Origin of the sequence: Chryseobacterium luquanense (assembly GCF_026460945.1) — a bacterium.
Classification (GTDB): domain Bacteria; phylum Bacteroidota; class Bacteroidia; order Flavobacteriales; family Weeksellaceae; genus Chryseobacterium; species Chryseobacterium luquanense.
In genome coordinates, this window is the sequence record NZ_JAOVZV010000003.1 from 288,784 (window position 1) to 306,286 (window position 17,503).

The window sequence follows — 17,503 nt, forward strand, 5'->3', positions numbered from 1 at the left end:
ATTTATATCTAAAATATATTTCTACGTTAAATGATTAAATTCACATCAATAATGATGAAGAAACATTCATTGTTTTAAACAATAGAAAACGAGGTATGACAAAGAAAAACGCCACTATTTATGATATTTCCAGAAAGCTGAACGTAAGTGTGGCAACTGTTTCCAGAGCACTAAATAATCATCCGAGAATAAGCCAGGCAACCAAAGAACTTGTGGTAAAAACCGCAAAGGAAATGAACTATAAGCAAAATAATCTTGCCAAAGCCCTTAAAAGTGGGGAAACAAAAAACATTGGAATCATTGTTCCTTACATCAACACCAACTTTTTCTCGTCTGTCATCCGTGGAATTGAAGAAGAACTTTCTGTGCAAGGTTACCACGTTATTATTTGTCAAAGTCATGAAGATGTTAATATTGAAAAAAAGCATTTAAATACCTTATTAAACGCTCAGGTTGACGGAATTTTCATGTCGGTTTCTAGAACTACAATTGATACAGAGCACATTCAGCACATTTTAGATACATCAAACACTCCTATTATCTTTTTCGATAGAAAGAAAGACATTCCGGGCATCAGTACAGTAACGGTTGATGATTATCGTGGGGGATATATGGCTACAGAACATCTGATTTCGGAAGGCTACAAAAATATCTGTCATTTTGCAGGAGATCTTAATCTTGAGATTTATCAAAATCGTCTTAATGGTTACAAACAGGCTCTAATTGACCATAAATTTCAGGTTAAAGAAGAGAATATTATCTCTACGGGAAGTTCGATTGATGCCGGAATTGAAGCTATTAAAACTTTGTGGGAGAGTAAATCTATTCCAGATGCAATATTTTCTGCCAGTGATTTTGCAGCGTTGGGAGCCTGTCAGGAACTTAAAAAACGTAAGATAAAAATTCCTCAGGAAGTTGCTGTAATCGGTTTCTCAAACGAACCTTTCACTCAATTCATGGAACTTCCGATGAGTTCGATGGATCAAACCCCAGTAATCATGGGAAATATGGCTGGACAAGTTTTTCTAGACCGGATTAAAGATAACTCTTCAGGTGTTTCTATTGAAAAGAAGGTTGTTTTAGCTCCCCAGATTTGCATTAGAAAATCTTCAAAAAGGAAATAGTATCTCATCTGTCTCTTAGATTTTGTAGGGTTAAAAAAATTATTAAAGTTTTTATAATTTTATTTGTGGTTTTGTACATCAAGATCACTTATAACTTATCCGATACATATCAGGATATGCTATTTATACACAACTAAAGATAAAGTCGACAGAAACAACGGTACATTTGGAGAATACACCTTCAAATTCGGAGGTAATATAGAAGGCATTCAATCTTGGAACAGATACAGAAAATAGGATTTCTAATAATTTTCGTTTTTAATATTATACTTAAAATTCTGAAATCTATCAAAAAAGTCTTTAATTATTCCCGAATTTTTCAAAAGGACAGACATTAATATCTGCCTTTCTATAGTACGACTATCCCGACTTCAAAGGATAATTCTTATCAAATAACTTATAATCAAGTTTTTTATTTAAATTACAAATTGTATATTAGATTTTTAAACACAAATATAATGGCGAAAAATTTTCTTCTCTTTTTTTCTTTTTTATTGATTTCAAATTGGTATTCTGCACAAATTTTTCAAAAAGACAATTGGTATGATTTTGAAGGGAAAATTGCTGATAAACCTGTCGTTTTGTCTCTGTTTATTTTTGAAAATGGAGAAATAAAAGGCAATTATTTTTACAGACAGAAAGAGATTAAGATTCAATTAATAGGAGAATTGAAAGAAGATACTGTCCGTTTGACGGATACGAATAAAAATACATTTATAATGAAAGTCATTGACAATAATAGCAGCAATGACAAAACAGATCTTGCAGGGCAATATTTGGAGACAATAAATAATAAAACTTCTGAACTTAATTTTCTCTTGAAAAGCAATAGTGATGGTACTTTTGAGCATCGATACAGCAGATTTGAAGCATCTGATGAAGAAGTAGAAAAGTTTGCTAAGGAAGTACTAAATGCATTATTAACAGATAACAAAAGTTGGCTGAAAAATAACTGTTACTATCCCTTAATGGCCGAATTTGAAAATTCAACTTTTGGAAGTATCTTAAACAAAGAACAGTTTGTAAACAGGTATTCGATCATTGTTCCAAAAGAAATGAAAATTAATCTTAGCAAAGCACGAACATTAAATTTGCAATATGAAGAGTTTGCAGGTGCCATAATTGGTGTAGATTACAATAAATATATCACTATCAATGAATTTCCCGATCCGGTTACAAAAAAATTAATTCTGGTAATATCTTCAATCACGCATTATTAATTGACTTTTTTTTCTTTACAGGTGTTGACAACGATCTGTATATTGCGGATTTACAATCCGTGACTTTACAGTTTAAAAAATTCCTTCGAGCTTTCGCCACCCCTCCATGGAAGAGGAACTCTACATTTTGCAATTATACTACTGTCATACTACAGCAAAAATTTTTATTTAAAAGTTAAAACGCCTTTATTCCCTTTTATGGATGATTTTACAAAAAGCAATGCTCAGACTTTCTGTACATTTTAGTTCGTTATTTAAATGTTAGCAACTACTCAATTCACTCCTCATTCTTCCAGGCGAAGCGACTCACTTTCTGCGTTCAAACGCTTTAAAATAACGGTACGTAAATGCGTTTCGTTTTGATCTCCCCAAATTCCCAACTGCAAAATTATTGGAATAACGCTTTTACCCAATTCAGTAAGACTATACTCTACTTTGGGCGGCACTACAGGGTAAATTTTCTTGGTAATAAATTCGTGATCTTCCAGTTCTTTCAACTGTATATTTAATACTCTACGCGTGGCGTCAGGGATTTTGCGTTGCAATTCACTCGGCCGTTGATGTCCCTGATCTATAAACCAGAGCAGACGTATTTTCCATTTGCCATAAAGTACCTCACCGATCAGATCAAGACCGCAATTTAAGTTCGGGATTATTTTTCTCTCATACATAAAGCAAATTTAAACGTATGTTCCGATTTGCACAATAGGGGAATAATTTATCCCTATCTGAATCGTAATTCCGTACTTGTACAAACTGTTTTTATACCCCAATTTTGTCCTATAAACAAATTATAAAAATGGAACAGTTTAATTTCAACAATGAGTTATCAGGCCAAATTGCTTTGGTAACAGGAGGTACAAAAGGAGCCGGAAAAGCTATTGCAGAAAGACTTTTGCAAGCGGGCGCAACAGTGATCATTTCCGCAAGAAATGCACCGGAAGAAGAAAACAGCAATCTGCATTTCATTGCTGCTGATCTGAGTACTGCGGAAGGAACACAGAAAGTAATCAGTGAAATAATGTCTGCGTATGGCCGACTGGATATTCTGATTAACAACCTCGGTTCTTCAACAACACCTGCCGGTGGCTTTAATGCATTATCGGATGAGGACTGGGAATCTACCTTAAAGGCTAATTTACTTGCTCCCGTGCGATTAGACAGAGGATTTTTGCCCCAAATGATTGAGAGAAAAAGTGGTGTTATTATCCACATTGCTTCCATTCAGGGTAAGCTTCCTTTATATGATTCTACTTTGCCTTACGCCGCTTCAAAAGCAGCATTGAGAAATTACAGCAAAAGTCTGTCGAATGAAGTGACTCCAAAAGGTGTTCGTGTTTTGGCAGTTTCACCAGGGTGGATTAATACGACAGCATCGAAAGACTGGCTGGGCGAAATTGCAAGAAACGCAAACAGCACGGTAGAAGAAGCGCAACAGGGCGTGATGGATGCACTTGGCGGAATTCCTTTTGGCAGACCTGCCGAACCGAAAGAGGTTGCCGAATTTGTAGGTTTTCTTGTATCTCCGAGAGCCAGCTATTTAACAGGAACCGAATATGTCATCGACGGCGGTACTGTACCAACTATTTAATCATTTTAAAAATAAAATATAATGCAATTACCAAACATCATCTCAGAATTAGTAAAGACCCAAAACGAATTTAACAGCGCTGCCTATGCAGACTGTTTCGCCGAAGATGCCCAGGTATCTGATGAAGGCAAAACGCACAACGGCAAGGCAGAAATTGAAATGTGGATCGACAAATCCAACAAAGACTATAAAGCCACAATGGAGCCAGTAGATTATGATGAAAAAGAAGATATACTATCAGCAAAAATTGCAGGATCATTTCCGGGAAGCCCTCTGATTTTGAAATTTCATTTTAAAATTGCTGACGGAAAAATTCAAAACCTAAAAGTAACAGGATAAAACCTGTCTTGAATTCCAATGTTTTACCATGCGGGGCTGAAGTGAAAATTTCAGCCTTTTGTATTTTCTATAAATTATAATAATGCCGTATAACATTTTAACTTACTCCCGTCACTTCGAGTAGATTTTTGAAAAAAATAGTATCGAGAAGTTTGTAGTTTTGAAGATAAATCTATTACCGATGTCGCGGATTTGCAAACCGATGTTGCGGATTTGCAATCCGTGACTTTTTCAATTATAAAATTTTGTACTTTTAAATAAAAACACAGATGTCTACAAAATACAAAGCTTTAGATATCGATCAAGCATACTTTATTACAATTACAACGGCAGGCTGGGTTGATGTATTTACAAGGTTATCGCAAAAAATGGTAATCATAGATTCTTTGAAATATTGTCAAAATCAGAAAGGTCTTTTCATTTTTGCATACTGCTTAATGTCAAATCATCTTCATTTATTTTGTCGTGCAGACGGTAGATACACTGTATCTGAAATTATGAGAGATTTTAAAAAGTTTACTTCGAAAAAAATAATCGAAACCATACAGTCTGAACCTGAAAGCAGAAAGGAATGGATGATGCAATATTTTAAAAAATCTTGCGAACATTTAACCAGAGAGCAAAAGTTTAAAGTTTGGCAAGATGGTTACCATGCAGAAGAAGTTTTTTCAAATAAATGGATTAAAGAAAATATCAATTATATTCATCAAAATCCCGTAAAACAGAAAATAGTGACAGAACCAGAGCACTACTATTTCAGCAGTGCCAGAAATTATGCAGAATTAGACAATGCTTTAGATGTTTTTGTGGTTTTTATGGGGTGATTTGTTGTGTGGTGTTGTCACGGATTGCAAATCCGCGACATCTGGATTGCGTGATGCATAGATGAGAAGGGTTATCATCATTTAGAAAAATGAAAATCAAATTTTAAACAAAATTCTACAGGTAAAAATTCCCCTCCTCCGGAGGGGTGGCGAAAATTCGAAAGAATTTTTGACGGGGTGGTTTGTTTTCGCAGAAATGTAGAAATTGTTTTGTTTTTCGCTGGTGCGAGCTTCTCGCTCGTATCTTTCGCAGTCGGTACAAGCATGAGTTTATTAATGGGGCACGAGTGGGACGCTCGCGTCAGCGTGGGAAATTTTCTTACATATATTTATAAAAAAAATAATTTATTATTTAAAATAGTTGTTATTTTGAATAAACTTAATAATTATGAAAAGAGGAATTATTGCATCTCCAGCTAAAATGCAAAGACAATCATATAATGGCGTAGCCGTTAGTTCTAATATCACAATACAAGATTTGTATTATTACATATTGTATTACGATAAAGTTGTATTACCTACAAATGGAATGATTCATTATGCTATTCCACATGAAGAGATGTTAATTTCAGAAAACATTGTCTCAAGACCAAGAGTGAATTTTCATAGCTGGAGTACATCTTCACAAGTTAACCTATTTTTAGAAAGTCAAAAAATAGTTGCTAATGATTTGATAAAAAATGAAAAAGATGTTGATTGGATTCTTCATCAAATTGGAGAAGAATTAATTTTAGGTGATAAAAACGTTAAGGAGTTTAATTCTTTAAAAGTTGAGATTAATGAGTGTTTGCCTGTACCTACTCAAGAAACTTCTATTGAAGACATAATAGATTTCAAAAGAAGAAGACAATCTGAACTTGACGAATTACATGAAACTCTAGATTCATTTTATTTTGAAATAATAAACTCCCCAGACAAAGATTTTCAATCAAAAAAAAGCTTATTAAAATTAAAAAAAGTCCTCGAAAATGTTAATCAAGTTTCAAATGAAAAATTTTCACTTTCATCGAAATATAATTTAGTAACAGAACTTAATTTCGGTAATCTGATAACAGGATTAACCTCTGGAGTAACGTTGGGTTTTATGACAAATCCTCAAATTATACCCTTGACATCGATTATAGGAGCAGCATTATCTTTTGTTAGTATTAAGGCAAATAAAACAATTAGTGTGGAAGAAGCAAAGGAAAAAATAAAATTAAGTTATTTAGCCAATGCTAAAAAAGATAAAATTATATAGTTATGAAGAATCATACGAGTTTAATTTCGTGATTTCTACCCACAATCATCATAACTTAAATTATAAAACTGTGCAATCAACCCAAAAAGAAAATGCTCCCCACCGAAGCAAGAAGCATTTTCAACCCTAATATTTAATATAATTAACTCATTACAGAGAGACTCCTCGTCTCCATGGAATGAAATCATTCTGATTAAGAACGTCAGCCTTGGTTTTTACTTCGCCACTGGCTACGTTGATGATGAGTTCCAGAAGTTCGTCTGCAGCTTCGGGAATTGTTTTTTCTCCGCTGATTACGGTGCCTGCATTGAAATCAATAATGTCTGACATTTTTTCTGCCAAAACCGTGTTGGAAGAAATCTTCACAACCGGAGAAATAGGATTTCCCATCGGTGTTCCAAGACCGGTAGTGAAAAGCACCACTGTTGCACCTGAACCGACTAAAGCTGTTGTACATTCGGCATCATTTCCGGGAGTACATAGAAGATTCAGACCTGGTTTTGTAGCATATTCTGTAAAATCAAGAACTTCCACAATTGGGGCAGCTCCTCCTTTTTTGGAAGCTCCTGCAGATTTCATGGCATCGGTAATTAAACCATCCTTGATATTTCCGGGAGAGGGATTCATATCAAATCCTGATCCTGCTGCAACCACAGAGGCTTCAAAATCTTTCATCAGTTTCAGGAATTTTACACCGTCTTCATCATTGATACAACGGTTCACCAGCTCCTGCTCTACTCCACACAATTCCGGGAACTCGGCCAACATGGTTGTTCCGCCCACTGCAGCCATAATATCTGAAACTTCGCCCAAAACAGGGTTGGCAGAAATTCCCGAGAAACCATCTGAGCCGCCACATTCCAAACCGATGTTCAGTTTGGTGATGGATGCCGGTTTTCGCTCTATTTCGTTGGCTTTTTTAATGCCTTCGTATGAATCTTTAATAACGCCGGTCAGCATTTCATCGATGGTACCCGATTTTTGCTGTTCGTAAACGACGATTGGTTTTTTATTATCTGGAGCCAGTGCATGCAGTGAATCCATGAAAATCTGAACCTGAAGATTCTGGCAACCTAAACTGAGAACCGTTGCTCCGGCAACATTCGGGTTGTTGACATATCCTGCGAACAGTCTTCCCAACGCTTCAGCGTCCTGACGGATTCCGCCACAACCGCCCTGGTGTGTGATGAATCTTACGTCGATATTTTTAAATACTCGCGTATCCGGTTCTTCCTCTTCCACCGCAACATCAGCAGTTTCACCGCCATTCAGTAAAGAACGAAGTAACAATTGGTGTTTGCTGGCTTTATCGTGAAGTAATTCTTTTTCGAAAATATCTTTCAGTGTTTCGATATTCTTGTTTTCACAGAATACCAACGGGAAAAACAGCCACACGTTTTCTGTACCTACCTGCCCGTCTTCACGGTGGTAGCCCATGAACGTACGGTCTTTCCACTTGTCAACATTGGGTGGCGTCCAGCCCAAAGTATCGGTTTTGCCTACCACTTTTGCACTTTGGTGTTTTACGTTTTCGGTGGTAATCACTTCGCCCTGTCTGATGGATTGGTTGGCTTTCCCAACGATTACGCCATACATTAAAATATGGTCGCCATCCTCAAAATCTACGGCAGCGAATTTATGTTTTGCTTTAATATCTTTAAGAATCGTATAATCTGTACCGTCTAAGTGCACCGATTCTCCGGCAGGCAAATCCATCAACGCTACAATAACGTTGTCTTTGGGATTTACTTTCAGTACTTTCTTCTGCATGATTTTTTAAGAATAAAATTGAATAAAATTTTTGTAGGCAGTTTCCATGTCATTGTGGTCAATTTCGTATAATGCTTTTGCTACTGCGTCTTTCAGGCCTTCTACCTGTGTAAGGTCTGTATCCCAGAACAGTTTTTCGCTTAATGCCTGTTCTGAAACTATTTCATAATCTTCGTTTTTCCAGATTTCTCTGAATCTGTTTACGATGGCTTCTTCGTCATTCAGAGGAAGAGATTTTTCACCAAAACTTCCCTGATAGAATCTGATTAAACTTGCCAGTGAGAACGTTAAGTTCAGTGGCAGTTTGTTATTTCTTTCAACATAAGTCAACAAACTCGGAACGACTCTCACTTTAAATTTAGAAACAAAATACAAAGCGATGCTCGCCAAATGGTGCTTGATGAAAGGATTTCTGAATCTGTCGAACACTTCTTCCGCAAATTCTTTCAGTTCAGTTTCATCTAAACCTAAAGTCTGATTGACTTCATTGAATATCGATTCGCTTAAAAAAGTTCCGATAAACTGGTCATCAATCGCTTCTTTTACGATTTCTTTTCCTGCTAAAATGGCCGGAGCCAACATCAATGTATGTCCGCCATTCAGGATTCTTACTTTTCTCAAACGGTAAGGCTGAATATCATCCACTACCAAAATCTGTTCGTTGATTTTATCGAATGGAATTCTCTGTTTTAAATCTTCACCTCCCTGAATCACCCATAAAAGGAATGTTTCAGAAACCACCATCATCGGATCTTCATAATCCAACTGGTCTTCATACGTCGCCGCATCATCTTTCGGATAACCCGGAACAATTCTGTCGACCAAAGTATTGTGGAAGTGATTGCTCTGTTCAACCCATTGCGCAAAACCTTCTTCTAAATTCCAAAGTTTAGCATATTTTAAAATAATACCTTTTAAAACGATTGCATTTTCTTCAATCAGCTCGCAGGGAATAATTCTTAAACCTTTGTCTGCCGCTCCATTGAAATGCTTATATCTTTCGTGAAGTAAAACCGCCACTTTCGCAGGGAAATTTTTGTGTGGACCTTCGTAAGTATTTTCAGTTTCGTCGTAGGCAATTCCTGTTTCTGTTGTATTTGAAAAAACAAATTCAAGCTCTTCTTCTTTTGCTAACTCTAAAAAGCTGTTGTAATCTGCATAAGGATTTATGGATTTCTGAATCGCTGAAATCACACATTTCTCGTCGATGATTTCTCCTTTTTTGATTCCTCTTGAAAATAATGTGTACAGATTTCCCTGTTTTTCAAGTTTGTGAACTGAACCGTTTGGAGTAGGCTGAATGTTGACAATTCCTGCGTTGAAATCTGCTTCTTTATTTAATTTATCAATTACATAATCTGTAAATCCGCGCATGAAGTTTCCTCCCCCGAACTGTACGATTTTGATTGGTAATTTTGTATCTATACCGCTGTTTTGACGGTTTAACTGTTGTTTTGTCTGATTTTCCATTTTTCTAATTTGAATTAAATTGTGTTTTAATTCGATGAAATTTTTAACGCAAAGTCCGCAAAGATTTTTTGGACATTATGCTGTATATTTTTAAGTTCGCAAAGGCGTTTCACTTAGCAAAGAACTCAAAGTTATTTTTCAAACCTTCAAGGTTTTTGAAACCTTGAAGGTTTATTTTCTTATAAAATTTCATCAAAATTATTTACCCCGACCCTAAAGGGAGTAATTTTGATGAAATTTTTAAGGCATTTTTCCTCCCTTTAGGGTTGGGGTAAGAAAAATACCATTAGAATTTCTATTTACTAATCACTTTATACTTAGGAACCAACATTTTCATCACTGTCCATGCGATCAGATAAGCGACTGCACAGATGGAGAAAATAATCATGTATCCTTTGTCGATACCGTCTGAAACTACGGCTCCTGATTTTTCCAACTGCTCAAAGAATCCATCCGGCAAACGGTCGTTTACGTATTGAGGATATTTTTCCAATAACGGAACTCCGTCTACGGTTGACCATGCTTTGTGAGCGTGATCAAATAAAACTCCTGAAGATTTATTGATGATAAACGATCCGATTCCACCTGCCATTCCGCCAATTCCTGTGATGGTTGCGATGGCTTTTTTCGGGAACATATCGCCTACTGTTGAGAAGATATTGGCTGACCAAGCTTGGTGTGCTGCTCCTGCAACTCCGATAATTAAAACCGGAATCCAATAGGTAATGGTTCCTAAAGGTTGTGCTAAAAGTGCCAACAGAGGGAAAAATGCGAAAATCAACATCGCTTTCATTCTTCCTGTGTAAGCGTTCATTCCTAATTTTTCAACAAAATATTTTGGAAGCCATCCACCGATAATCGACAATAAAGTAATCATGTACAGTACGAATAATGGCAGTGCACTCTGAGTGGAATCCATTCCGTAAACCGAACTTAAGTAAGCCGGAGTCCAGAATAAAAAGAACCACCAAACGCCGTCAGTCATGAACTTTCCGAAGGCAAAAGCCCAGGTTTGTCTGTAGCTGAAACATTCTTTAAACGTGAATACTTTTTCCGGAACTGAAGTGTCTTCATTCGGAAGGTCGTCCTGATCCTGATTGATATACGTTAATTCCTGTTCGTTAACTCTCTTGTGTAAATGTGGCTTTTTGTAAACGAATACCCAAAGTCCCATCCAAACAAATCCTAACGCACCAATGATGATAAACGCCCATTCCCAACCCATTGATTTTGCAATAAAAGGGATGGTAAGCGGTGCAGCCAAAGCTCCAACTGTCGCTCCGGCGTTCCATATACTTGTAGAAAATGCTCTGTCTTTTTTAGGGAAATATTCCGCTGTCGTTTTGATTGCTGCCGGGAAATTTCCCGCCTCACCAATCGCCAGTACGAAACGTGCGAAAATGAATAAGGTTACACTTGTGCTGATGATTGCCCCAGTATTAGAAACGGTTCCGATTAATTCTTTAGAACCGTGAAAACCAGCCGTCCAGGTCCCAGTAAGGATTCCTGAAGTTGCAATTCCACAGAATGCGTGTAAAACAGCACCGATCGACCAAACTCCGATTGCCCAAAGGAAACCTTTTTTGGTATCCATCCAATCCACGAACTTTCCTGCGAAAAGCATTCCCACCGCATAAAATATGGAGAATAATGCCGTGATATTTCCGTAATCGTTGTTATTCCAGTGAAATTCCGGTGCGATAAAATCTTTCCACGTCAAAGATAAAACCTGACGATCCAGATAATTGATCGTTGTTGCGAGAAATAAAAGAAGACAGATCGTCCACCTGTATTGTGTCGGCTTAATAGATTTAACTGAACTCATAGTCAATGTATTTATTTTAAAGTCTGAATGATATCCAGCACTTTTTTGGTTTCAATTTCTATTGTCGCATAGTCTTTCGCAAGCATCAATTCTTTGCTTACCAGCTTGCTTCCCATTCCTACTGCAGAAACTCCGGCCTTAAACCAGCTTTCAATGCTTTCCTTCGTGGTATCAACACCACCGGTCGGCATAAATTTCAGATTCGGGAAAACATCCTTGATGGCACTCATAAATCCTGGTCCCAAAGCATTCCCCGGGAATAATTTAATGAAAGTTACCCCAGCCGTTTCAGCCTCAATTATTTCAGTCGGAGTCATACAACCCGGGCTGTACAATAAATCTTTCGGAATTAAAAATGCTGCAACTTCCGCCACAAAACCAGGACTGATAAAGAAATCCGCTCCTGCTTTGTAGTATTCTTCCGCTTGCTGTACATTTTTAATGGTTCCGATTCCGAGAAGCATTTCAGGCATTTCTGCATTACGTACTTCTACCATTTTTGTGAAATTGCTCAACGCGGCTTCCCCTCGGCTGGTATATTCTACCGCACGGATTCCTGCTTTGTAAAGCGATCTTAATATTTCTAAAGTTACCGTTTCATCAGCATTGTAATACAGAGGCAAAGCTCCCTGATTGATGATGGTGTTTGTAACCAATTGAATTTTTGTCATTTTGTTTTAATTATTTTGTTGAAAATAATCTTTGATGGGGTTTTGTCCATCCTTTGGTATGCTGTCCTTTTGGGACTTGTTAAAATTTGGTTTTCTTTCACCCTTTAGGGTTGGGGTAAAGAAGAAATCAAATTTTCTTTGTTTCAATTTTATTTGATAGGATTTTATCCTATCCTTTTCTAGATCGTCCCTCTGGGACTTTTTTGAACACGAAGGTCACTAAGGTTTTTTACTACTAACTATTTTTTAGTTTCACAAAGCCGCTTCGCTTATATAAGACCAAAACTTATTAGTTATATTTCATTTGAAATGATGAAACTTTTAAAGCCAATTGCCAAAAGCTAACAGCCAAAAGCAAAGAACTACCTTTTGATGCGTCCTCCGGAATTTCCGGCCATTACTTCGAGAATGTCTTCTGCGCTGCAGTAATTGATATCGCCTAAAATGGTGTGTTTGATAGCGCAGGCTGCGTTGGCAAAATTTAAAGCTTTTTCGTCATCGAAATTTAATAAACCATAAATTAAGCCCGCGGCAAAAGCATCTCCTGTCCCGATTCTGTCGACAACGTTGTCTATTTCTATAAATTTGGTTTCAAAATAATTCCCATTGATTAAAGCTCTTCCCTGCGTCTGCTGAGAGCTAGCCGTAACCCCGATTCTTATTTTGTCGAAAATTTTATGAATAGAAGGACACTGTTTTTTTAATTCTTCACAAGCTTCCATGAAACCTTGCTGATCTGACGAAAACTGAGTTCCCAGAATTTCATTAATCTCATTTACACCACCGATGAAAATCGTTGAGTAAGAAACCAGTTCCTTTAAAACCTCATTTCCGTTTTTACCATATTTCCAAAGATTGGAACGGTAAGCCGGATCGGTGGTTACTTCGATTCCCATTTCACGGGCAGTGAGCAAACCTTCTTTCAAAGTTTCGTAAGCACCTTCAGAAATTCCAGGGCTGATGCCTGTCCAGTGGAAATAGTTGCAACCTTCCAAAGCTTTTTTCCAGTCAACCTGTTCGGGTTTGATGTTGGCGAAAGAACCGTTCAGTCTGTTGTACGCAATTCTGCTTGCACGAACGGATGCACCAACTTCAAGGAAATATAAACCTAAAGGATGTTCGTTTTTATTGATGAAAGTCGTATCGATCCCAAAACTTTTGATGAAAGACAGTGCAGATTCTCCCACAAAATCATCAGAAACATTGCTGATGTGCGTCACGTCGCAACCCATTGTTGCCAGTGAGGAAGCTACGTTAAGCTCAGTTCCGCCGAAAAAGAATTCCATCTCGTGGCTCTGTTTCATTGTTTTGTTTCCGGGAGGTGAAAGCCTCATGATTACTTCACCGAAAGTAAGTATTTTGCTAGCCATATTAATTAACGCTCTTTATTTAACCACAAAAGGCACAAAAAGTTTTTGACGCTTTTAGCTATTTTGAAGTTTAATATATTGAAAATATAAAGATCACATAAGTTTAAAAATCAAAGATTTTTGTTGACGTTTGATCTTTTATTATTTTAAATTTTACTTTTAATTATAAACCTTCAAGGTTTTTGAAACCTTGAAGGTTTGAAATTTGTTATATTTAAAAATCGAAATAATTTTTAGCATTATGATAACAGATGTCGGAAATGGTTTTCCCGATCAGTTCCATATCATCCGGTAATTCGCCGTTTTTCATTTCTTCTCCGAAAAGATTACACAATACTCTTCTGAAATATTCGTGTCTCGGGTAAGATAAGAAACTTCTTGAATCTGTCAACATTCCTACGAAACAGCTGATTAATCCCATATTTGAAAGGGCATTCATCTGCTTGATCATTCCGTCTTTCTGATCCAAAAACCACCAGCCCGAACCGAACTGTACCTTTCCTTTGATACTGCCGTCATTAAAATTCCCGATCATAGTCGCGAAAATTTCGTTGTCGGCAGGATTTAAGTTATATAGAATTGTTTTGGTCAGTTTATCTTTTCCGTCTAAAGCATTTAACAATTTAGACAAAGTTTCAGCCTGTACGAAGTCACCGATAGAATCCCATCCTGTATCAGGACCTAAGATTCTGTGCATTCTTTCGTTGTTGTTTCTCAAAGCTCCCAGGTGGAACTGCTGAACCCATCCGAATTTGTGATATGTTTCGCCTAAGAATAATAAAATAGCAGTTTTGAACTGATTCACCTGCTTTTCAGCGATTACTTTTCCTGAAATTTTATCATTGAAAATAGCGCTTACTTCTGCTTCTGAAGCTTCCTCGAAAGAAATATTGTTCAGTCCGTGGTCGCAGAGTCTGCATCCGTTTTCGTGGAAATATTCTACTCTTTTTAATAAAGCATCGCACAAAGTCTGGTAAGAATTGATTTCAATTCCAGCCGACTCGCCCAATTTAGAAATATAATCTGCGAAGTTGTGGTTTTCAATTAAGATCGCTTTATCCGGACGGAAAGCTGTACTTACTTTAATGCTGAAATCACTTTTCGCCAAATCCTGATGGTAATTTAAAACATCAATCGGATCTTCTGTGGTGCACAAAGATTCTACGTTCATCATTTTCAGCAAACCTCTTGTCGACTTTTCAGGAGTCTGAAGCTGTGCCGTGATGTTGTCGTAAATATCTGATGCATTTTTTTCGTTCAATAATTCATCAATTCCGAAATAACGCTTTAATTCTAAATGCGTCCAGTGGTACAACGGATTTCTTAACGTGTAAGGAACCGTTTTTGCCCAAGCCTCGAATTTTTCTTTGTCTGAAGCATCGCCCGTGATGAATTTTTCGTTCACACCCATTGTACGCATTGCGCGCCATTTGTAATGATCGCCCGCAATCCAAACTTTAGAAATATTTTCGAAAACAGTATCTTCAGCAATATCCTTTGGAATCAAATGATTGTGATAATCGATGATCGGCTGTTTTTCTGCGAAATTGAAATATAATTCTTCCGCGTATTTATTTTGTAGTAAAAAGTTATCTGTAATAAAAGATTTCATTTCTGTAAAATTCTTGTGTTATTCATTAGCAGGTTTCCCAATGGTCGCCAAAATACCGCCGTCTACATAAATAATGTGTCCGTTGACAAATTTACTCGCGTCTGAAGCTAAGAAAATAGCCGTTCCTGCAAGATCTTCCGGGTTCCCCCATCTTCCTTCCGGAGTTCTGCTGATGATAAAATCGTTAAACGGATGACCGTCTACTCTGATTGGTTCTGTTTGGGTTGTCGCAAAATATCCGGGACCGATACCGTTCACCTGAATATTGTGTTTTGCCCATTCTGTTGCTAAATTTTTAGTCAGCATTTTAAGTCCGCCTTTTGCAGAAGCATATGCTACTACATTGTCACGGCCAAGCTCACTCATCATTGAGCAAATATTGATGATTTTACCGGACTGTCTTTTGATCATGTGTTTCCCAACCAATTGAGACATAATGAAAGGACCGGTAAGATCTACATCGATTACTTTTCTAAAGTCTGCAACATCCATCTCTAAAGCCGGAACACGCTTGATGATTCCTGCATTATTGACTAAGATGTCGATTTTCCCATGTGTAGCAAGCATTAATGCTACTTTCTGAGCGGCTTCCAGTTCGTCTGTCACATCAAAAAGATAACCTGTAGCGTTATATCCTTTACTGCGATAATATTCTAAGGCTTCATCTAATTTTGAGGGAGTTGTACTTGTGATTGCCAGTTCAGCACCTGCAGAGGCAAGACCTTCAGCCATTGCCATTCCTAATCCGTGAGTACCGCCGGTTACAACGGCTACTTTTCCGGATAAATCGAATAAATTCATGTAGAAAAAATTACTTTAGTTCGTTAGTTTTAACAGCGTCCATGTCGCCATAATCCATATTTTCTCCTGCCATTCCCCAGATAAAAGTATAGTTGGAAGTACCAACTCCTGAGTGAATAGACCATTCCGGAGACAAGACTGCTTCATTGTTTTTCATAAAGATATGACGGGTCTCGTTCGGCTGGCCAAGAAAATGACTTACCGCCTGCCCTTCTTCAAGATCGAAATAAAAATAAGCTTCCATTCTTCGGGTATGCGTGTGAGAAGGCATGGTGTTCCAAACACTTCCTTCATGCAGCTCGGTCATTCCCATCTGTAGCTGGCAGGTTTCCAATACGCTGTTGACGATTAGTTTGTTGATAGTACGTCTGTTGGCGTATTTTGCTTCACCTAATTCTACAATTTCGGCTTCTTTTTTAGTGATTTTCTTTGTAGGAAAAGTGTGATGCGCAGGTGCAGAATTGAAATAAAATAAAGTCTGACCTTCATTTCCGTTTTCAAAAACAACATCTTTTGCGCCTTTTCCTATATATAAAGCTTCCTTATTTCCAAGTTCGAAAACCTCTCCGTCAACGGTTACCTTTCCGGCAGCGCCAACGTTGATGATTCCTAATTCTCTTCTGTCAAGAAAGTTTTCTGCCTTCAGATCATCAGTAGGTTCAAGTTTCAATGCGCTTTTTACAGGCATTGCACCTCCTACGATCATTCTGTCGTACATAGAATACACTACATTGATTTGATCTTCATTAAATAAATCATTGATTAGAAACTCCCTTCTCAGGTCTTCAGTTGTATATTTTTTTACATCTTCAGGATGATGGGCGTAACGAAATTCTGATTTTGTCATACTCTAAATTTTAAACTTAAATTACGGTTTCTAAAAAACCTGTTAAACATTGCGTAATCGATTGCATTAAATTACACTAAAATTGTACAGAAATACTTGTGGTTAAATATATAAATTATATGTATTCGGTTAACAAAAAATTAATTTTAATTTATAATCAATTGATAAACAATTAAATAAAATTTAAAAATAAATTGTAAGTTGCTGTTTTAATATTAAAAACAGGTAGTTTTTTTAACGAAATGAAAGACTAACAAGTATGAAAAATAAAAATCGTGCCATTAATTTTACACAAATCCGTTCAAATGTGTTATATATAAGAATAAAAGCCATTCTATATATATAAGATGTTAAATTAACCCAATTTATTGCTATTAATAAAATACTTAAAATTTAACAGCAAAAAAACTGATAAAAATCACTTTATTTTTTTGAAATTAGCCTCTGACTAGCAAAAATGGGAATTTATATTAACTAAAAATGCAATCAATTTGCTTCATTTTTCTGGTTTTTAAAACTTAAACAGTATAAAATTCAATATTTTTTAATTAACATTAACAATAAAGCAATTACCTTACAATAAACTGATTTACAAACAATTAAATCATTTAAATTTATATAAATCTTTCTATTATTAACAAATTAAATATTGAAATTAATAAAAAAATAACATTTTTTTCTTTGCATAATGAAAAATAATATTAGTTTAGGAGCCAAGATATTTTAATGTGAAATTTTACGCAATCGATTGCACTCTATATAAGCGTAAGAATAAATAAAATATCACTAAAAAAACAGA

Annotated in this window: 15 protein-coding genes; 6 read left to right on the forward strand and 9 right to left on the reverse strand. The window is 36.5% G+C overall.

The features are described 5' to 3' along the window. The first annotated feature begins 95 nt into the window (after positions 1 to 95). A complete protein-coding gene (locus tag OEA66_RS05650; protein ID WP_267280463.1) occupies positions 96 to 1,124 on the forward strand; it encodes a LacI family DNA-binding transcriptional regulator in 1,029 nt (342 codons plus the stop codon). Between the two features lie 458 nt (positions 1,125 to 1,582). Next, complete coding sequence (locus tag OEA66_RS05655; protein ID WP_267280464.1) at positions 1,583 to 2,344, forward strand: hypothetical protein; 762 nt, start codon at positions 1,583 to 1,585, stop codon at positions 2,342 to 2,344. Between the two features lie 284 nt (positions 2,345 to 2,628). On the opposite strand, the gene OEA66_RS05660 is transcribed toward OEA66_RS05655, so the two are convergent. Next, entirely contained in the window at positions 2,629 to 3,015 is a 387-nt protein-coding gene (locus OEA66_RS05660) for a winged helix-turn-helix transcriptional regulator (protein WP_267280465.1), read from the reverse strand. Between the two features lie 128 nt (positions 3,016 to 3,143). Between OEA66_RS05660 and OEA66_RS05665 the strand changes: the two genes are divergently transcribed. The 4 genes from OEA66_RS05665 (at position 3,144) to OEA66_RS05680 (ending at position 6,338) form a co-directional block, all read left to right on the forward strand. Further along, positions 3,144 to 3,935: an SDR family oxidoreductase gene (locus OEA66_RS05665; protein WP_267280466.1), complete on the forward strand. Its 792-nt coding sequence runs from the start codon at positions 3,144 to 3,146 to the stop codon at positions 3,933 to 3,935. 21 nt (positions 3,936 to 3,956) lie between these two features. Beyond that, on the forward strand, positions 3,957 to 4,274 hold the full coding sequence (locus tag OEA66_RS05670; RefSeq protein WP_267280467.1) for a nuclear transport factor 2 family protein: 318 nt from the start codon (positions 3,957 to 3,959) through the stop codon (positions 4,272 to 4,274). A gap of 269 nt (positions 4,275 to 4,543) precedes the next feature. Continuing rightward, entirely contained in the window at positions 4,544 to 5,098 is a 555-nt protein-coding gene (locus OEA66_RS05675; protein WP_267280468.1) for an REP-associated tyrosine transposase, read from the forward strand. Positions 5,099 to 5,486: 388 nt separating this feature from the next. After that, the gene (locus OEA66_RS05680) at positions 5,487 to 6,338 is read left to right on the forward strand and encodes a DUF6236 family protein (RefSeq protein WP_267280469.1); all 852 of its coding nucleotides are present in this window, start codon (positions 5,487 to 5,489) and stop codon (positions 6,336 to 6,338) included. Positions 6,339 to 6,488: 150 nt separating this feature from the next. Here OEA66_RS05680 and OEA66_RS05685 read toward each other — a convergent pair whose 3' ends face one another. The 8 genes from OEA66_RS05685 to kduI form a co-directional block, all read right to left on the reverse strand. Further along, positions 6,489 to 8,108 (reverse strand): UxaA family hydrolase, encoded by a 1,620-nt coding sequence (locus OEA66_RS05685; protein WP_267280470.1) that lies wholly within the window; start codon positions 8,106 to 8,108, stop codon positions 6,489 to 6,491. A gap of 6 nt (positions 8,109 to 8,114) precedes the next feature. Next, on the reverse strand, positions 8,115 to 9,578 hold the full coding sequence (locus OEA66_RS05690) for a tagaturonate reductase (protein WP_267280471.1): 1,464 nt from the start codon (positions 9,576 to 9,578) through the stop codon (positions 8,115 to 8,117). Between the two features lie 295 nt (positions 9,579 to 9,873). Continuing rightward, on the reverse strand, positions 9,874 to 11,403 hold the full coding sequence (locus tag OEA66_RS05695; protein ID WP_267280472.1) for an MFS transporter: 1,530 nt from the start codon (positions 11,401 to 11,403) through the stop codon (positions 9,874 to 9,876). An 11-nt stretch (positions 11,404 to 11,414) separates the two neighbouring features. Next, the gene (locus OEA66_RS05700; protein WP_056075310.1) at positions 11,415 to 12,074 is read right to left on the reverse strand and encodes a beta/alpha barrel domain-containing protein; all 660 of its coding nucleotides are present in this window, start codon (positions 12,072 to 12,074) and stop codon (positions 11,415 to 11,417) included. Between the two features lie 362 nt (positions 12,075 to 12,436). Beyond that, positions 12,437 to 13,444 (reverse strand): sugar kinase, encoded by a 1,008-nt coding sequence (locus OEA66_RS05705; RefSeq protein WP_267280473.1) that lies wholly within the window; start codon positions 13,442 to 13,444, stop codon positions 12,437 to 12,439. 214 nt (positions 13,445 to 13,658) lie between these two features. Further along, complete coding sequence (uxaC, locus tag OEA66_RS05710) at positions 13,659 to 15,056, reverse strand: glucuronate isomerase (protein WP_115620264.1); 1,398 nt, start codon at positions 15,054 to 15,056, stop codon at positions 13,659 to 13,661. 18 nt (positions 15,057 to 15,074) lie between these two features. After that, the gene (locus tag OEA66_RS05715) at positions 15,075 to 15,857 is read right to left on the reverse strand and encodes a gluconate 5-dehydrogenase (RefSeq protein WP_056075317.1); all 783 of its coding nucleotides are present in this window, start codon (positions 15,855 to 15,857) and stop codon (positions 15,075 to 15,077) included. Between the two features lie 10 nt (positions 15,858 to 15,867). Next, positions 15,868 to 16,704, reverse strand: a complete 837-nt coding sequence (kduI, locus tag OEA66_RS05720; protein ID WP_267280474.1) for a 5-dehydro-4-deoxy-D-glucuronate isomerase — start codon at positions 16,702 to 16,704, stop codon at positions 15,868 to 15,870. Positions 16,705 to 17,503: the final 799 nt, after the last annotated feature.